This is a genomic window from Mesorhizobium sp. M0598 (assembly GCF_040320865.1).
Lineage (GTDB): Bacteria > Pseudomonadota > Alphaproteobacteria > Rhizobiales > Rhizobiaceae > Mesorhizobium.
In genome coordinates, this window is the sequence record NZ_JAMYQL010000050.1 from 1 (window position 1) to 17,583 (window position 17,583).

The window sequence follows — 17,583 nt, forward strand, 5'->3', positions numbered from 1 at the left end:
TGCGATTGCGCCTCATCAAAATCGCTGCGCGGGTGGTCGAGATGAAATCGCAAATCCGCCTGCACCTGCCGACATCGTGCCCCGACCAGCGCATCCTGCGCATGGTCCTCGATCGCATCCCCCAACTCGCGACATAACGATGGGGGCAGACGCCCCGAAACGAACCCGTCGACCGCAACCTGCAAACCCCCGCCTGCCATCACGACGGAGCAATCCCGGCGCCTGACGAGGCGCGTGGAAAAGCACCGCAACGGCGACCACAACGTCGCTTCAGGCCGTCAAAAGCTTATCGCCGTGCATCAAGGCGGCTAGGTAGGTGTGGCCCGGCTTCGTTGAATCCGCTGCGGGCCAGCTCTCTGATAGAAATCGGCGCCGTCGTCCCAGGCTTTCCATGGGCATCGTTTCCCGCGCGGAATGAAGGTCTCCTTCCCGAAGGCGGCAATTCCTAACTCGGTGCGATGCCCGATTTGCGGTCAGGCTGCATCCGCCTTTTCTTCCAGACCAAGTAATCGCTTCGGCCAGAGCGCCGGCGGTGTAGAATTGTCTTGCGCTATCCCTAGCAAATGCGCTCATGCTGCTATTCCTCCACGGGCACCTGCGCCGGGAGGGCACCTCTAAACGCGACCGATAGACCGAGGGGAGGGCTCAACCCAATGAGCAGGGTGGCGCCCGCAGATGCGACTCCAGCTTCGTCGGCGACATTTGCGCCGCTCGAGAATGCAACTTTCCGATCGATCTGGCTTGCTACGCAGGTGTCCAGCTTTGGCTGGCTAATTCAAACTGTCGCCATCAGTTGGCTGATGGCGACCATTTCGACTTCCGACGTGATGGTCGCCTTGGTGCAGGCTTCGACGACGTTGCCTACATTCATCCTGTCGATCATCGCCGGAGCCCTGGCTGATAATTTCAGCCGCCGCAACCTGATGTTCGCTGGCTGGTCCGTGATAGCGCTGTCCTCGGCGATGCTGACGGTTCTTGCAGGCTTGGGAATTTTCAATCCATGGATGGTTCTTGCATTCAGCTGTTTGGCCGGAGCGGGCGCCGCTTTCACCGATCCCGCTTGGCACGCGTCGGTCGGCGACATCTTACGAAAACGCGAAGTTCCAGCCGCGGTTACGCTCATCTCGGTTGGATATAACGCTGTTCGAAGCGTCGGTCCGGCGCTTGGTGGCATTGTCGTTGCCTCCTTTGGACCTTTGACAGCTTTCGCTGTGGCGACGCTGACCTATCTAGCGCTGCTGTGGACCATAGGGCGCCGCAAATGGGATGTTCGCTCGTCCCCCCTCCCGCGCGAGCCATTGACCACGGCCATTCATGACGGAGCGCGCTTCACGGCGCTATCGGCGGAGATCAAGGCGGCAATCGCGCGTGGCGCGCTTTTTGGCCTGACCAGCATCTCCATACTCGCGCTCCTGCCTGTCGTTGCCCGCGATCAATTAGGCGGAGGACCGATCGTTTATGGCATCCTGATGGCTGGCTTCGGGACCGGCGCCTTGTGCGTCGGCATCTGCAACAATGTTTTGAGACGGTCGCTCTCCCAGGAGCGACTGACAATACTGGCATGCATTGCTTGCGCGGCGTGTTGTTTATCTCTTGCTCTCACGTCTTCAGTGGCAGTGGCGGCTATTGCGCTGGCGCTCGGCGGCGCGGGATGGGTTGTCACCTGGACGGGGCTCGACGTAAGCGTTCAATTGGCAAGCCCAAGGTGGGTCGTTGGTCGCACGCTCTCGATCTATTATGCCCTTTCGTCGGGTGGTATCGCGGCCGGCAGTTGGCTGTGGGGTACGGTGGCTGAGAACTATTCGCTTGCCTCAGCCCTGGAGATTTCAGCTGCTGCGCTACTGATGGTCGCGGCCACCGGGTTCCTGTTGCCGATCCGTCAATGGCAAGACTCCGATCAGGATCCTTTTGGCTTCGAGACACCGCAACTCGCTCTCGACCTGAAGCCGAGAAGCGGCCCGATCGTCATCAAGATCGAGTACTCAATACCGGAGGCAAACGTCGAAGCTTTCCTCGATCAGATGCAGGAACGACGGCGAGTGCAAAGCCGTGTCGGCGCCAGGCACTGGAACCTCCAGCGCGATCTTCAGGATTCCTCGCTTTGGACAGAAACCTTCCGCACGCCGACCTGGATGGACTATCTGCGCCTTAACCATCGCCTCACAGCGGCGGACAAGGAATTGGACCAACGTCTGCTCGAATTGAACATGGGTGGAAACCCACCTCTTACTAAACTTTCGATTGAGCGGCCGACCGGGGCAACCCGCAAGCGGGATCAACCGACGCGATTTTTCTTCCGCCGGTGATCGCAGGCTGTTGTTAATAGAGCTTCAAGGGTGAGGGTAGATGACCGGCTTGGTAAGATTTGAGAGGCCAGTTGTGATTCAGATTGGCCGCTATACAGAACGCACCGTGTTCGATGTTAATGATGCGGCCTCCATCCTGCTGCGGGATCTTGCTGGTCGTCAGACGGAGAAGCACAGGGCAGCTATGGACGCCTGTCTGAAGGTTATACGAGGTGAGCTTCATCCACCCGCCGCCCGCAGGGCTTTCGTCGCGGTCGCGCGCGAAGCAAAGATTCTACGCTGCGATTGACTGGAGTGCTCAAGCGGCACCGCCCGGCAACTGGCGGCTGATACGGAAGGCCTGAGGCATGACGTTGCCGCTCTTCTATCTGACACGAGCAGGGCGCAGCAGTTCCTACCCGTCGACTACATCGGGCAAGGTGTCTTCGACGACGCTCAAATTTCGGTCGAAAGCTTCTTTGTCGGATGCGTGGGCCCGGAGAGAGCGCACATTGTTCAGGATCGCCGCCACCGCCGCTTCTTTATCGGGTGCTATCCTTGTCGTGACCGCTTTAGCCGCCAACGCGGAAAAATCTATGGCTGCATAAACTGGTACGGCTACAGCGTCTGTTGATTTCAGCCGTTCTTTTACGATTGCGCGCCGGCCCTGCGGCAGAGCCATACGACCCGCTTTTGCGGCAAATGTCGCGCCGCGCCGCAGGCGCGTCTGCAAGAGGCCTGAGCGGTACGCCGGTGCTTTCGGCACAATAGTTGGGAGCGCAGTAGATTGAACCGCCGCAGAGGAGTCCAACGCACGGCTTTTCGTGCGCGAAGCGTCGGTATAGGCGGGCAGGGGCATGAACGCGCGTTTGGCGAGCTGGCCGTCGGCGAAATAGAAATTGCGCGTGCCGAGGATTGGCAGTTCGCCACGCGGCAAAATGATGACCTTGTTCTTGTCGAGCGTGCGGATTTCATCCGGCCGCATCAGGGGCCGCCGCACTTCCTTTCGGTGGACCGAGCGCGTGTAATAAGTGTCGAACAACGTTGCCTTGGTGCGCGTCACGTCCTTTTGCACGTCCGACGTTTCGCCGAGTTGCTCGGAAACGTAGCGCAGATCGTCAGCGTCCTGCGCACCGAAAAAGATCTGCACGCGAGCGGCGTTGATGAGTGTCTTGCGCCCCTCCTGGCGATAGATCTCGTCTACAGCCTTCAGCGACTGTACGAAAAACCACATCGAAACACCGTTGCCGCCGAGCACGCTCGCCATTTCGGTCACGTTCTCGAGCTTGCCGAGGTTCTGGAACTCGTCGAGCAGCACAAGTACCGGATGCTCGCCGGGCTGCGGCAGACTTTCCGACATGAAGTTCATCATCTGCGTAATCAGGACGTTGAACAACGGTCCAAGCGACGTAATCTGCTCGCGCCGCACGTCGAGATAAAGAGAGATCCGGTCGCGCTTGAGCTTGCGAATATCGAACGTGCTGCGCGACGTAGCTCGCATTAGGCGCTCGTTGAGAAAGGGGGCCATGCCGGTGCGGACGCCGGCGTAGATTCCGGAAAACTGCCGCTCAGACATCTCAAAATATGGCAGCAGGGTTTGTAGTGTAAAGTGCGAGCATTCGCGGCGGCGTTCCTCGCGCAGCGAGCCGATGAACTCCAGTAGTGGCTGCTCGGCACCGTTCATGATCTCGAGGATTGTGACGAAGGTCTTTTTCTCGTTCGGGATCGCCGGCGATTCCATGACGAAGGACGCTATGCCGGTAAAAAGGAGGCGGGCGTCGTTAACCCAATACGGGTCTGCGTTGGACGGGGGGCGCGGAAACAGCGCCGCAGCGATATTGCGAAGGTCGATGTCGCGCTGCGCCGAATCCAGCGAGATGAAATCCATCGGATTGTAACATGCGGTATTGCCGTCGGGGTCAGCCGGCGCGAAACGTACAACGCGGCTTATGGTCGAGCGGTAGCCTGCCGTCGCCATATAGGTCTCGCCCCGCAGGTCGAGAACGACGAGCGAATGCGGCCAGGTGAGGGCGTTCGGTATAATGAGAGACGTGCCTTTACCGGAGCGCGGCGGCCCTATGACGAAGCCGCCGACATCATCGCCATCAATCCACAATTTCTTGCCGCCGATCAGCCTGCGCTGCATCAGGCGAATCTTGCCAGAGCGCTGGTCGCGGCGGGGCGACAGGATTTCGGCAAGCCTGCCGCCGGCTCGACCGACGAAGACGCCGCCCACTTTCGTCAGCCCGGTTTTCGATACGTCGCTCATAGTCATGAAGCGAGAGTCATTGCGCTTTCTCGGACGCATGAGAAACAAGCTGACCAGTGGCAAGAGAAACCCTAATGCGCCTGCTGCAACGGCGTATTGTACCCGGCCAAAATTCCTCGCCATCGTGTCCGCCCAGGCCAGACGAACGACCGGCCAGGGATTGGCGTTCAGCTGGTCGAACAGGACGTGGGCGCCAGTCCGATACCAATCTGTCGCGGCATAGGCGACCGTGAAGAGCAGTGCGCCCAAGGCCATCGCCATAAGCATCATGAAAATTGCTGTTGCGATTTTCTGCATGGATAGACCCCGCTAGATCGTCTCCGCCTTGGTGAACTTGATCTCGCTGATGCCGCGCCGTCCGCCTTCGGTGCGGACCATCTGGACGACCACCGGAATGACCTCGCGCAGGTAGTCGAGGATTTCGCCTCGTGAGAGGCCCGAGCTGCCCTGCATGACCATCAGCGCCAGCCGCTCGTAGGCGGACCGGGCGGAATTGGCATGAACGGTCGTGAGCGAACCGGGATGGCCGGTGTTGATCGCCTGGAGGAATGCGAAGGTTTCAGCGCCGCGCAATTCCCCCAAAAGCAGACGGTCGGGTCGCATGCGAAGCGAGGCTTCGAGCAGCTGTTGGGCGGAGACTTTGGCAAGCCCCTGGTCGCCCTTCGGGGCTATCAAGGTGACGTTGTTGGGAGCCGGCAGCCTCAGTTCGCGGGTGTCTTCGATCGTGATGATCCGCTCATGGGCCGGGATCTCCTTCAAGAGCGCATTCAAGAACGTCGTCTTGCCGGTCGACGTGCCGCCAGAAACGACGATCGAGACACGGTTGCGCACTGCATATTGCAGGAAGTCCATCGGCGAGGTGTCGTGCAACATCTCGACAAGTCGTTTTTCTTCGGTTGACAGCGCCAGGCCGCTGCCCATCGCAGTGTTCTCGAATGCGCCAAGATCCTTGTAGGCAGCAAGGCTCATATCCATGATGACCTGCTTGCGGATCGAGATCGCCCCGCCTTCGGGAGCCGCCGGCGGCAAGATGCATTGGATGCGCTCGCCTGAGGGTAAGGCGGCCGACAGGACCGGTTTTTCTTCGTTGATGACCTGATTTGTCGCCGAGGCGACGCCGGTCGAGATATGCCTAATCCAGCCGGGCGTGACTTCGCGCTTGACGACGTGCTCCATTTCCTTGGCGCCGAGGCGTTCGATGAACAATTCACCCGGCCTGTTGATTGCAATCTCGGAAACGGAATCTTCGTTCAAGTAGGACCATATCGGTTCCAGATGAGCGCGCAGGACCGGGGCTCTCGCCCAAGGATCGGGGAGGGGATGCACGGCGTTCATTTCACTGGGCTCCCATAGCCGGGATACAACTGATCCTTGGGCGTGCTGTAGAGAGGCGTCGGATCGATCGCCGTCTTCGGCCGCGCACCTGCCTTCAGGCGCGCCAGTTCTTCCTGGACGGGATCGGCGTACAAGTCCGAGAAATCGAGATCTCGCCGCACCAGCACGACGACCGATGTGCCCTGGTCGACGTAGACTGTCGGGCCAATGTTCTGCGTGTCGCGAAACGCCTCTTGCGCGAGTTGCTGCAAGGCGGTCGATGACTTATCAAACGCGATGCTGCGGGCGTCGCGCTGCGAGCCATTGCCACCATAAGTTACGGTCGTGGTCTCACCTGTTACGGGATCGATTGTCGACACCTGGCGCTGTTGGCCATCTTGCCCGCTATCGCCAAGCGAGGACAGATATTCAGAGACTCCGCCAACGACGGAAAGCATGATGGCGTTGCCGTACCGTGCAACCCAGTGCGTATCGACACGGCCGCCCATGCCGCCGCGGCCGAGCGCGTCGGCACCAGGCGATTTGATGTCGACGGAAATGCCATCCGAGCGGATTACCCTGCTCCAGACGATGAAAACACGCTTTTGACCACGCGCAAGCCCCGAGCGGTATTCTCCGGTCAGGCGCGAGCCCTTCGGAATGAGGATCCGCCTGCCGTCGAGAGAGAAGACATCCTCACGCACAACAGCGCGCACCGCGCCGGGAAGGTCAGTGTTGATCGCGGTTTCCAAATAGCCGCGAATGATCGTGCCTTCAGGGATCAACGCATCGGTGCGTCGGAAGACCCTGGCTTTGACGATGCCGGAAGAACTTGCCTCAGACTGCGCCAGGAATGCCTTGTTGGGATCACTGTCGGCGCCGGGGACCGGAATGATCTGACCGTCGGGCGCGATCTCGACCTGCGCCGCCTGGGCGCCGGCATCCGTCGAGCCGGTTTGATCATTCGTCACCATCTGGTTCGAGCGCAGGCGTTCCCACACCGCTTTTTCGCGCTCGGCGGCCTCTGCGTTACGGCGAGCCTCTTCCTCTGCCGCGGCCTTGCGGCGGGCTTCTTCCGCCTCGGCCTTGCGGCGAGCCTCCTCTGCCGCCATTTGCGCCTCCAGCGCGCGCCGCTGCGCGTCAAGGTCGGCACCCTCCTGCACGGTCTGATCGACATTGGCAGCCTGTTGCGCGCCGCTCTGGTCGGCGGCCGGTGGCGGCACCACGATCTGCTCGATGGTGCCGTCGGCAGGTTGAGGCGGGTCGTTCAACGCCGGCGGGCGGAATTCGGGCGGATTGAAGTTTTCCTCGCCATCGCTGCTAACATCACGCGATACCGGCTCCCGGGGCCAGTTAAGCCATATCAGCGCGCCTACCAACACTACGCCGAGGCCGACCAGGGCGATCCTGGTGCCCACGCCCGCACCGCGGCGCGCGAGCGTCGGGCTGCCGTCCAGTTGGTTATAATCGATCTGGGTCATCACCGCCCTCCGCTGGATCCGAACAGGGTGGAACCGCCTGTCAGTTTCGTTGGACCGTAGACTTGCTCGACGGGATCGATGGCGTTGGGTCGCGCCCGGTTGTAGAGGCAGAGCGTCTTGCCATCGGCCCGCAAGGTGAATTGCTGCGCGACCTTGTCGATGACTGTGTATTTGCCCTGCGTGCGAACGTTGACCAGCGACTCATTGCGCTTGTCGTCGACAACGAAGATCGCCGGAATATCGTCCTTGAACTCCAGAAACACCTTGGTGCCGTCGTCGAATACGGTGCGCGGCTTCAAGCTGTCGTCACCCTTGTAGGCATAGTCGTAATTGAGATCGGCATAGTTCAGGTCCTTCAAATCCGGATCGGCGGCGCTCTCTTTGGCCTGTGAGAGCAGGCGCGCGTTGATATCCTCGTCCGGGTATTTGAACCGGACCTGGAACGATGCCCGGTCACGGCTATTGTCGGTTGCCTGCAGCAGCAAGGAATAGACGCGCCGGTTGGTGACCACGTTGACGTTGGTCCACGCATCGCGCTCCAGCGGCTTTACGAACAGAAATCGCGATCCGCGTTTGGGGATGATCGACCAGCCTTTCGTGTCGCCAGCCGACACGGTTTCGATGACTTCGGTCGGGCTAAGCTCGACCATCGTTGAAATGCCAAGAGCGGCGCGCACCGACGTCACATCGTCATTGTTGAAGGTGACATACCGAATCCGGCCGTCGCGTGCGGCCGCGCCGTGCATCGTGCCGAGCAGAAGGGTGGCCGACAGGGCGAGGCTCACGCGCCATCTCATTGCAGGCTCCCCGCGGCCGGCGCCGATTCCTGGTCGCGGCGGTAATCCGTAACCTGAAATCCCAACGGGTTGTCGAAACGCCATTCGTTCTTGAGCGGCGTTGAGGTGTAGCGGAATTTTATGACCGCCACCCAATTGTCGGCGGTGGACGAGTTGTCCCGCCGCGTCGTCGTGGCAAAGCGCACCGAGGCTGTATTGCGATTGAGCAGGGAAACTGACTTGATCTCGACCGAGACAGTGACATTGCGGCCAAAAATCTTGTCCAGCGAGTGCGGATTTGCAGGCGTGAAAAGCCATGTCAAATCCTTGGACGCGGCGTCGGTCGAATAGAGCTGTGCCAGGTCGTAATTCTGTTTCAGTTCTCGCGAATCGTAGGTTTCGCGGGCCCTGATGTAACGCACAAGATTGGCCGCCGTGACGGCCTCGTTCTGCGATAAATCTCCAGGCTTCAGCGCGCGCATGATCTCGAGGTAGCCCGTCGATTTGTCGACCTCGACAACGTACGGTTCGAACTGCCGGAGTGGCAGGATCAGCACGAGCGCCAGCAGCGACAGCACCGCAACCAGTCCCGAAATGCCGCTGACGATCCAGGCCAATGTACGCGATCGACGCATTGACCTGTGCGTGTCGTCTTCCCAAGTCGCGCCCGCCCTGTAATAGCGCTTGTCGACGAGTTCGCTGCTGCGGTCAGCAGCTGCTTCTACTGGATTTGACAATTTACCATTGCCTCGTTTGCGCGACACATCCTGATCCAGGCCGCGATCGGTGATCGTTCTTGTGTTCTAGGCCAGAGGCCTGGAGTTATCGCGCGCACCTTGCTGGATGGCGGACCGGGTTGCGGCATCCGCCCTAGCTGCTCGCGAAGATCGAAAACTGTTTGCCGCGAGCTGCCGGGCCCCCCGAGCGGCGCGGCCGGCGGCCCATCGCGCGCCGGAATAGCGCACAGCGTTTCTGCCGAAGTTTCTATACGGGTTGTATGCGCCCACGGTGCTGAGATATCCGCCGCCATTCAGGATCGAAGCAATCGACGGTATCTGCATGAGAACGTAGATCCCGATGATCGTCACCAGCACCAAGGGCAGCACCAGCGACATTTTGCTGTCCATGGTCGCTCCGCCGGACGTGGCGGTGTTCAGCGCCGCGTTGACGAGCGAGAAGTAGAAGCCGAGAAAGCCGTAAATCAGGATTTGCTGGATCATCAGAAAGGTGGTCAGCGAAAGGAAGCCTTCGCTCATGCGCGAGGACCAGCGGTAAAGCCAAAGAATGATCCATATCGGCGCCAAGGCCAGCGTAATGAACAACATCACCTTGGCGGCGATGATCGCCGCAATGGCGAGTGCTGCGAAGATGATGGCAGACAGCAGGACGAGCAGCGACAAGAGCGCGCCAAAAATGTCATAGAAGGATCCGCTGTAGACCTGATTGGCTACGTCCTGCGCCCCTTGGTAGAGGTTGTCGATCAGCGCTGGAATTGCTGCCTGGTCGCTAAGCTGATTGCCGGTGGCCCGCGACACGGCGCCGACGATTACCTTACCGACCTCATCTGGAATGGTTTGAACAAGCTGGTATATCGTCGCGGAAAACGTGCCCCATCCGGTCAGCAGCAGATAGATGATGACGGCGCGGCCCAGGCGATAGGCCGCTTCGATTGGCGAAATCGACTCTCGCCCGCTCAGGATCGAATAGCCCCACCACGCGATATAGAGGGTCAGCATCAGGGTGAAGACGTTGCCCATCGCATTGCCCAACTGCATATAGACGGTGCGAACGAAGTCCTCGCCGATGTTGTCAATGCCACCAAGGATGCTTGCGGCGAGACCGTTCATGGATCCTCGTCAATGATGCTTGCGAACGGCGTTGAATTGACCGGCTTCAGCGCGCCGCATTCGTCGGCGTGGGTATACGACAAAGCCCCGCACGGCGCTTTCAGTTCGCGATTTGCGCATCCAAAAAGCCCTGCGCCGAGCCCAATCACAACGCATATGCGCAGGACTCGCCGCGACAAGCGCTCAGCCTCCGCTCTTGCCGAATTCCGCGAACGGATTGACGGTGCGCGGTGTCATCATCTTCTGCACCTGGCTCTGGCGAAGAAGATCTCCCTTCAGCTTCTCATTAAGGGCAGCGACCGCGCCGTTCTGGACGCCGATCAGTTCGTTGACGGCGCGCGCGTTTTCCAGCTGCATTCGTGTGTTCTGGTCCACCGAACCCTTGACGTCCTGCGACTGCCCGATCTGCCCGCTCGCTGACTGCAGAGACTGTTGGCGCTGGGTAACGCCCTGCGAAGCCTGCGAGGTCAATGCGCTTAGCAGCGAGGCCACATTGACGCTGCCGCCATAGGCGGTGTTGACGGCGCTGGTCTCCTTGCCGGCAATCTGCTGGAGCTGCTTCACCAGTTGTAGGCCATTGATGACCGCGCCGGCGATTTTCTGGATTTCGGGCGACAGGCCACCAAACGAAAGCGCACCGCCGTTCAGGATCGATCCGAACGACGGCGCCTGGGCAATCGACATGTTGCCGCCGAGGCCCATTTGTCCGATGCCAAGCGAACCGTCACGACTGCCGCTGAGAGCCTGCAGGATCTCCTCGCTCTTTTTCAGAATATCCTTGTTGGAGTCCATGATGGAGTTGGTGTTGTCCGCATTCTTGCGGGCGACATCGAGATTGGCGCCATCAATGACGGCAATCTGTGCGTGGGCCGTGCTTGCCCAAAGCGCCAGACTGGCGGCAATCGCGAATTTCTTCATGTCAGCCTCCTATTGCTGTAGCGAATCGATCACGCTGGCAGCGCCAGCAGGGTCAGTGGTGATGATCATCGAGCGGCTGTCGGCTGAGCTTGTTCCCGCGTTCTCAACCGCGCATGGTGGCCATCGGCCGCGATCGATCTTCAACCGTTCCAGTTCCGCGGGATCACAAGAGAACGGGTTTGGAGAGCCGCTCTTCGGCCGTTGCACCAGCTTGGACGACTGCGATGCCTGAACGTTCTGCAACGAGAGAAGTTGGGCCAGCAACGCCGTGAAATCCCCCGCCTGGGCGAGGTACTGGTTGGTGACATCGGCGTTGATCCCACGAGCCGACGAGTTCAGCTCCCAGGCGTCCTTGTATTCGGTCACCTGGCCAACGTTGCCCGCTAGCGCGTCGATTGCAGCGGCGTTGGCGCCCATCTGCGATGAGCTTGCATCAAGGTTGCCAGCCGCCTTGCTGACCGTGCCCATGGCCGCGTCCTGGGCCGCGCCGCCCGCGCCGTCGGCCGTTACGATCGAGAATGGTGGCGGCGCGGCGGCCGGAGCGTTGCCGCTCGACACATAGTCGTTGAAGTAGCTGTTCCAGCGGCCGACACCGCCGGCCCATTGGTTCTGCTCCCCTGCGTTCGATCCGTTGTAGAAGGAGGCGAGACAGCTGTAATTCGTCGCCCCGCATTGCTTCACGCCCATTCCGAGATATTTGACGCCGCCTTCGACATTCTGCTCGTTCACGTCGCGGTCCAGTCCCATGGACTTGCCGGTGCCCTTGGTCAGCTGCATGACGCCTTTGACGCCGGTGTGGCTGCCGGCGCATGTGTCGAAGCGCGATTCCTGATAGGCGACGGACAGCGCCAGGCCTTCGGGCACGCCGTATTTTTGCGCATAATAGCGGATCATCTTCACGTTGCCGGCGTCGCGCTGCAACGCTTCGGCCGGCGACCGGCGAAACATCTGTGAGCGGTATTTGTTCGAATAGGTGCAGACGACGCTTTTCTTCTTGTCGGTTTCGTCCTTCTTCGCTTCATCCGACTTCGTGCTGTGCTGCTCGTCCTCTTGCCGCTTGTCGCGGTTCTGCCCGTCGATGACCGCGATCTGAGCGACAGCCACGCTCATGCTTTCCGCCGTCGCGAGAGCCACGGCCAGACAAGTGCTGCTAAGCCGCTTCGTCATGCGCGTTCTCCCATCCGCAGAAGTATGGCAGCCACATCTCCGGCTCGTCGCCGAAGGTCTCCCGGAGCCGTGCGCATTCCTTGCTGTTGGCTTCGTTTGAGGACAAGACCTTGATGAGATCGGGCATCGCCGACAAATCGAGCTTGGCGACGATCGAGTCGCTGTCGTGCTTGACGAGGAAGGTCCGTGTTTCCTTGGCGGTGCGGCGCACGAACTCGAATTCCTTCGCTGTCAGCGAGAAGCGCTCCATGTAGGATTCCTTGCTCGCTTTCGGGTTGGGGAAGAAAATGTTGGTCTTCGTTTGCTCGATCAGCGACGACGAGATGGAGGAATTGACGACGTCTTCCGCTGTCTGCGTGCCGAAGCCGACGACGCCGTTGCGGCGACGAATGGTCTTCAGCGTCTCGTTGATGAAGGCGGCGAAAACCTCGTCGTCCAGCAGCTTCCAGCCTTCATCGAGGAAGAGCATGATCGGCGAGCCGTCAATGACCTCCTCAAGACGATGGAAGATGTAGAGCAACGCCGCCGAGCGCAGCTTTCTGTCGCCCAGGATCTTGGTCATGTCGAACCCGACCACCGGTTTCGAGAAATCGATGAGATCGACGGGATTGTTGAAAAGCCAGCCCTTGTCCTTCGGGTCGAGCCAGGGCTGTATCCGCGCGGCCAGATCATTCATGCCAGGCATCAGCGAACCGCGCAGCACCTCAGGCAGCAGGTCGAATGTCCGCTGTTCGCGCGGGATCTTGTAGATCATGTCGACGGCGGCGTTGATGACGCGCATCTCCGCCACGTCAAGCGCGCCGCCTTCCGGCGTCAGAATGTAGATGAGCAAATCTTCCAGGAAGGACCGGTTTTCTGCCGTGTCCTCGAGCTGCAATGGCGCGAACCCGGTCGGCTGAGAAGGCTCCATCACCTCGTAGCGGCCGCCGAGCGCCCGAACGAAAATTTCAGCACCGCGCATATAGTCAAAATAAACACATCGCGGCCGCGGCATGATGCGCATGGCCTGCGCCATCAGGAACGACAGCACCACGGTCTTGCCCGATCCGGTCGGGCCGAACACCGTGAAGTGCCCGACATCGTGAACGTGGAAATTGAAATAGTATGCCGTCTGGCTGGTCGTTTCGAGCAAAGCGATGGGCCGTTTCCAGTGCAGCCGCTCACGTTGGCCGGACGGGAAATTGTGTCCGGAGAAAAGGCCGGCGAAGTTAAGCGACGAGATCAACGCACGTCGCGCGATGTAGCTGAAATTTCCCGGCAATTGCGCCCAGAAGGCCAGTTCCGTGTTCAGTGTCTCGCGAACCGGCACGATCGACATGCGCGAAAGCTCGGCCGTGATGTCGGATAGCGCACGGTTGAGCCCGGTCATGTCCGGCGCCAAGGCCATGACGCTCATGTGATGTTGTCCGAAGACCACTTCGCCGCCGGCCAGCTTGTCGGCGCCGTCGTGGACGGAGTCCTCGACCGTCGTGCCCGCCTCGTCTGAACCCTCGACCTGGTTGGCGATGGTGTTGATCCTGCGCATCGCCGTTACACGGTCCTCGATCGCGAAACTCTGCGTCAGGACAAATTCATGTGGCAGGCGCAGGAGACCGTCCAATGAGCCCGGAGCTGTGAACGGTGGGTATTCCTTGATCGACACCATGGCGCCGAGCTTGCCTGCGTCCGGCCCGCGAAGTTCCAGCGCGGATTTGCCGAAAAACAGCTGTCGTGTCGCCAGCACATCGCCAAGGCTCATGCGCGGCAAAGGCATTTCCACGTCGATGCCGCCGGCGAGGATCTTCGCCAAAAATTCCGCAGGCTCGGAAAAGAAGCCGTTGCGGCGCTTCACGACCCCGAGAAGACGCGCACCATAAGCCGTGAAATCCTTGACGACGCCGTCGAGAACGTCATGCAGTTCAGCCATCGCCTCTTCGCGGGTTTCCTCGCCCGCGGTGCTGATGCGGAACGCATTGAGCGCCTTGTCCACCCAGCCGACGCGGCCGACCATCGGTCGGCGTATGACTGCCAGATACGCTTCGTTGACGAAAAGGTTTTTCGCCCCAAGTTCATCCATGTAGCGGGCGTCGAGCTCGGCCACGAAAGGATTGTCAAAGTCGCCTTCGATGTCCGGCGTCACGTGGCGGCGGATGATCGTCGTGTAGACCGCAAAGCGAGAGGTCGAGAGATTGCGGAACGTCGTGTTGCGGTTGAACATGCGGCTGTTCAACTCGGCCTGGTCCATCGTCTGGAACGGCAGGCCACTGAGTTGGATGGCGCCGACCAGAAAGCCGCTCTTCGTCACGATCAGATTGTCATCGACATGGCGAAGGTAGGGGATGTGCATCGCCGCGGGCTTTTCGCGGCGGCGCTCACGGCCAAATTTGAGGTCGGCATCGAGGCTCATGGCGAATAGCTCCTCGCACCCCAGAAAGTAAGGTTCGCCACCGCTCCGCGTTTGGAGACGCGCCGCTCGAAAATATGAAACATGTAGGGGTCACGCTGGCACAGATATGCACTCACCAGATGCACCACGCCGAACACGCCAAGACCGAGCATGAAGCTGCTCGTGGCAATGAAGCCGATCACCGCCAGGATGCCGTTCAGCGCGAAAACCTCATAGCGCACCCCCCATTTCATCGGGGGACGTGTCAGTGGCAGGCTGACCGGCTCGACATAGACCTCCTCGTCGTCCATGTCTCAGCTGCCTCCAGCGGTCGCGCGAACCGCATCAACAAGCTGGGCGGCGCCGAAGATCAAAGCGATGCCGATGATGATGGAGAAAGCCATCATCCAAGCCAGTCGGCCCGTCATGGCGAGGAAGCCGAGAAAACAGACGGCGATGATGGCGAATGAACGCGCTATGTCGCCCTGCAGAACTCCGACGAACCATTGGAGCACATTTTCGACTGGCGCCGCCGACTGGGCGTACGCAGTGGCTGGCGCGAGAGCTATTCCGACCGCCAAGGCCAAGACCAGTTTCAGCGCAAATTTGCCCGCTTTCCTGTATTCCACCCTTGGCTCCTTTCAGTTGCCGAAATCCATGACATGACCATCCTGCCAAGCGTCCTCGCTTGCTGGCGGTGCGGCCGCGAGCGTTTCGGATATGGCCAGGGCAGACTTCTTCACGACACCGCCGAACTTCCAGCGGTTCAGTATTTTCACGATGTATTCCGCCGTCTCCGGATTCACCGGAATGCCCTGCGCCTTGTAGACGCTGTTGGGCCCGGCGTTGTATGCCGCCAGCATCAGCAGCGGATCCCCGAACTCTCCATAGAGTGATTTGAGATAGCGAAGGCCAGCCCGGACATTTGCCTCTGTATCGCAACGGTCGCTCACGCCGAGATCGGCCGCCGTGCCTGGCATCAGTTGCATGATCCCCAAGGCCCCCGCCTTCGACGGACCCTGACTGGCGCCGAGATCGCTTTCGGCCCATGCAATCGCCTCCGCCAGATCGGTGTCGAACCCTTCGTCTTGCGCGATTGAACGCACAAGTCGGGAGACGTCAGCCTGATTTCCGGTCTTACACGCCCCCGGCCTATTCGCCTCGGCTGCGGCAATGGCTTTTGCCGGCGTTGCAAATGCAACTGCGACGCGGTCTGATGCCAGGTCCTGGCCGTGCACATTGAGCGGCATCGTGGCGCCGCACAGCGCGAGCACAAGAGCGAATCGAGTGTTCATACTGTCGCCAAAATTTAACACTTTACTATGGCTACACGCAGCCCTAGTAAAGTGTCAACACGCGATATGCACTCCAAGGACGGATTTCGATGAACCAGACGGCCCTTTGCACGGTTTTGCTGCTCCAGGGCACCGCGGCTTATGCTGCCGGCGCCGACGCCCCGAGTGCCTTCGCGCAGCCGTCGGAGCATTACTTGCTCCAGTTTGCGAAGCCGGGCGAGAAGGTGTTCATCTATGAGCGCTACGATGCAAAAGGCGCGCTTTTTCAGCGCGATGCGGCCGCCCTCATCTCGCCGGTTAAAGTGCCGTCGGCGACCGAGCGCGTCATAAACGGCGTGACGTACCGGCTGCGCGGCCTTGCGGCCTGCCCCAAACCGAAGATCACGTACAAGACGCAGCAATGGGACTGCACGAAGGCCGCGCAGGACTATGAAGAGGCAATCTACAACGATCGCGCATCTGTCGTGCTTTGCAAAACGCTTGTGCTGCAAAGCACGAAGGGTGAACCCGACGCCGTGTCGTGTTTCTCTCTCGTGGGTGCGGGCAACGCAAACGACCCGTACAACGTCGCCTACGACGATGACGAAATGGTTTTTTTCGACATGGCGGCGATCGGACGCAACAAGGACGGCGAGTCGCTGCGCCCCGATCTAGAGCATTCGGCCGACCTCGGTGGTCAGTTCCAGGAATGAAACAGGCGAGCTTTGCACTGCTAGCCGCATTCTCGGTATGCGCATCGGCGCAGGCGCAGGATGCCCCCGCGTCTGTCGAACCCGCGCCCTTCGCCGTATCGAAATCGGCTCAACTGCTGACCGGAGATACCTGGCGTGACGGAGACCACCTTTTCCGCCTCTATGGCGTCCAGTCATGTCTTCGAGGCACGTCAGCCGAAGAGCCAAATGGGAACAAAATCGACTGCGGGAACACCTCGCTTGCGCACCTTGCTGCGCTGTTCGATAGCGCGGCGGTTACATGCCAGCCAATCGGCTACGCCCTGGACAAGGCGGTTTTTGTCGTGTGCGGTGCGCAGCTGAATGGCGAAACAATCGACGTCGGCACAGCGCTCATAGCGACCGGATACGCGTTTGCGGCAACGACAGCAAAGGGCAAAGCCGTCAATGAGAACTACCTCGTCGCGGAAATCAACGCTAAGATGAAACGTGCGGGTTTGTGGGGCACGACGTTTGAGCATCCTGTGCAACTGCTGCTGAGCCAAGTATCGAAGAGACAACAATGAAGCATGACGATGAAGCGCACAGATATTATTATCCCGTCGAAGGACGCGGTGACGGTGCTATTGGTGGAGCCGCTGCATTCATCGCGATCATATTGGTGCCGGCAGGACTCTATGCGGCCTGGAATACCGTGGTCTCATGGATTTCGACGATCTTTTCTTAGGGCTGCAGTTTCGTGAAGGAACCGAGCAACGCGCGCCAATCGTCGACATCAATCTCGCACCAGCCATGAGCCGTCAGCCGTTGGAAGTAAGCAGCCTTCATTTTCATTTCCGCGATAGTGGCTACTGGAGCAGTGGCAGCACGCCTTCGCACAGCGGCCTCCTCCGCCATGGCCGCGTCCAGTCTCTCACCCAGCACGATCGCGTCCGGCCCTTCGGCCCCCATCCATCGCTTGCCGATAAGTTCAAGCGTGGCGACGCTTTGACGATGTTCCGCAATCAGTTTCGCGACGCCTTCAGCCGCTGCCATCTTTCCATCGCTGCAGACCTGTTGAAGAGGCATCGTCATCGCCCTGGCGTTCTTCGGTTACATACTGGTACCTCTCGAAATGAGGAAAAAGGGGCGACACCATCCCTTTTTTGAAGCGACGAATTCTGCGAGATAGGGGCGGGGGGCGCCTGCGTAAAGG

Annotated in this window: 19 protein-coding genes; 6 read left to right on the top strand and 13 right to left on the bottom strand. The window is 60.0% G+C overall.

All coding sequences use genetic code 11. From position 1 onward, the window contains the following. The 3 genes from NKI59_RS32195 to NKI59_RS32205 form a co-directional block, all read left to right on the top strand. Window positions 1–137 (top strand): transposase (locus tag NKI59_RS32195; protein ID WP_352708584.1); only part of this gene is annotated, 137 nt, incomplete at its 5' end. Window positions 138–653: 516 nt separating this feature from the next. Then, on the top strand, window positions 654–2,306 hold the full coding sequence (locus NKI59_RS32200; RefSeq protein WP_031195547.1) for an MFS transporter: 1,653 nt from the start codon (window positions 654–656) through the stop codon (window positions 2,304–2,306). Window positions 2,307–2,346: 40 nt separating this feature from the next. Beyond that, complete coding sequence (locus NKI59_RS32205; protein WP_352453430.1) at window positions 2,347–2,595, top strand: DUF982 domain-containing protein; 249 nt, start codon at window positions 2,347–2,349, stop codon at window positions 2,593–2,595. Between the two features lie 105 nt (window positions 2,596–2,700). Here the strand turns inward: NKI59_RS32205 and NKI59_RS32210 are convergent, their stop codons facing one another. The 12 genes from NKI59_RS32210 to NKI59_RS32265 all read right to left on the bottom strand — a co-directional run bounded on the left by NKI59_RS32210 (window position 2,701) and on the right by NKI59_RS32265 (window position 15,717). Further along, complete coding sequence (locus tag NKI59_RS32210; RefSeq protein WP_352708565.1) at window positions 2,701–4,851, bottom strand: type IV secretory system conjugative DNA transfer family protein; 2,151 nt, start codon at window positions 4,849–4,851, stop codon at window positions 2,701–2,703. 12 nt (window positions 4,852–4,863) lie between these two features. Then, window positions 4,864–5,889 carry a P-type DNA transfer ATPase VirB11 gene (gene virB11, locus NKI59_RS32215; protein ID WP_502898891.1) on the bottom strand — a complete coding sequence of 342 codons (1,026 nt, stop codon included), beginning with the start codon at window positions 5,887–5,889 and terminating at the stop codon, window positions 4,864–4,866. Next, window positions 5,886–7,349, bottom strand: coding sequence for a type IV secretion system protein VirB10 (virB10, locus tag NKI59_RS32220; RefSeq protein WP_352708568.1), 1,464 nt, complete (start codon window positions 7,347–7,349; stop codon window positions 5,886–5,888). Before virB10 ends, virB11 begins: the two co-directional genes overlap by 4 nt. Next, window positions 7,349–8,146: a TrbG/VirB9 family P-type conjugative transfer protein gene (locus NKI59_RS32225; protein WP_352453434.1), complete on the bottom strand. Its 798-nt coding sequence runs from the start codon at window positions 8,144–8,146 to the stop codon at window positions 7,349–7,351. The genes virB10 and NKI59_RS32225 overlap by 1 nt, the downstream gene beginning before the upstream one ends. After that, complete coding sequence (locus NKI59_RS32230; RefSeq protein ID WP_352453435.1) at window positions 8,143–8,862, bottom strand: VirB8 family type IV secretion system protein; 720 nt, start codon at window positions 8,860–8,862, stop codon at window positions 8,143–8,145. Before NKI59_RS32230 ends, NKI59_RS32225 begins: the two co-directional genes overlap by 4 nt. 66 nt (window positions 8,863–8,928) lie before the next feature. Beyond that, window positions 8,929–9,972: a TrbL/VirB6 family protein gene (locus NKI59_RS32235; protein ID WP_352496344.1), complete on the bottom strand. Its 1,044-nt coding sequence runs from the start codon at window positions 9,970–9,972 to the stop codon at window positions 8,929–8,931. Between the two features lie 183 nt (window positions 9,973–10,155). Beyond that, on the bottom strand, window positions 10,156–10,890 hold the full coding sequence (locus tag NKI59_RS32240) for a type IV secretion system protein (RefSeq protein ID WP_023785080.1): 735 nt from the start codon (window positions 10,888–10,890) through the stop codon (window positions 10,156–10,158). A gap of 9 nt (window positions 10,891–10,899) precedes the next feature. Next, window positions 10,900–12,000 carry a transglycosylase SLT domain-containing protein gene (locus tag NKI59_RS32245; RefSeq protein WP_352708570.1) on the bottom strand — a complete coding sequence of 367 codons (1,101 nt, stop codon included), beginning with the start codon at window positions 11,998–12,000 and terminating at the stop codon, window positions 10,900–10,902. Between the two features lie 40 nt (window positions 12,001–12,040). Beyond that, a complete protein-coding gene (locus NKI59_RS32250; protein WP_352708572.1) occupies window positions 12,041–14,443 on the bottom strand; it encodes a VirB4 family type IV secretion/conjugal transfer ATPase in 2,403 nt (800 codons plus the stop codon). Beyond that, a complete protein-coding gene (locus NKI59_RS32255; RefSeq protein WP_023720449.1) occupies window positions 14,440–14,733 on the bottom strand; it encodes a VirB3 family type IV secretion system protein in 294 nt (97 codons plus the stop codon). Before NKI59_RS32255 ends, NKI59_RS32250 begins: the two co-directional genes overlap by 4 nt. A 3-nt stretch (window positions 14,734–14,736) precedes the next feature. After that, on the bottom strand, window positions 14,737–15,051 hold the full coding sequence (locus NKI59_RS32260) for a TrbC/VirB2 family type IV secretion system protein (RefSeq protein ID WP_352708574.1): 315 nt from the start codon (window positions 15,049–15,051) through the stop codon (window positions 14,737–14,739). 12 nt (window positions 15,052–15,063) lie between these two features. Beyond that, a complete protein-coding gene (locus tag NKI59_RS32265) occupies window positions 15,064–15,717 on the bottom strand; it encodes a lytic transglycosylase domain-containing protein (RefSeq protein ID WP_352708576.1) in 654 nt (217 codons plus the stop codon). 89 nt (window positions 15,718–15,806) lie between these two features. Between NKI59_RS32265 and NKI59_RS32270 the strand changes: the two genes are divergently transcribed. The 3 genes from NKI59_RS32270 to NKI59_RS32280 are packed head-to-tail and all read left to right on the top strand — an operon-like array spanning window position 15,807 to window position 17,115. Further along, entirely contained in the window at window positions 15,807–16,409 is a 603-nt protein-coding gene (locus NKI59_RS32270; protein ID WP_352708577.1) for a hypothetical protein, read from the top strand. Further along, a complete protein-coding gene (locus NKI59_RS32275; protein WP_352708578.1) occupies window positions 16,406–16,954 on the top strand; it encodes a thermonuclease family protein in 549 nt (182 codons plus the stop codon). The genes NKI59_RS32270 and NKI59_RS32275 overlap by 4 nt, the downstream gene beginning before the upstream one ends. Beyond that, window positions 16,951–17,115, top strand: a complete 165-nt coding sequence (locus NKI59_RS32280) for a hypothetical protein (RefSeq protein WP_352453445.1) — start codon at window positions 16,951–16,953, stop codon at window positions 17,113–17,115. The genes NKI59_RS32275 and NKI59_RS32280 overlap by 4 nt, the downstream gene beginning before the upstream one ends. On the opposite strand, the gene NKI59_RS32285 is transcribed toward NKI59_RS32280, so the two are convergent. Beyond that, a complete protein-coding gene (locus NKI59_RS32285) occupies window positions 17,112–17,462 on the bottom strand; it encodes a hypothetical protein (RefSeq protein ID WP_352496339.1) in 351 nt (116 codons plus the stop codon). The genes NKI59_RS32280 and NKI59_RS32285 overlap by 4 nt on opposite strands. Between the last annotated feature and the right edge of the window lie 121 nt (window positions 17,463–17,583).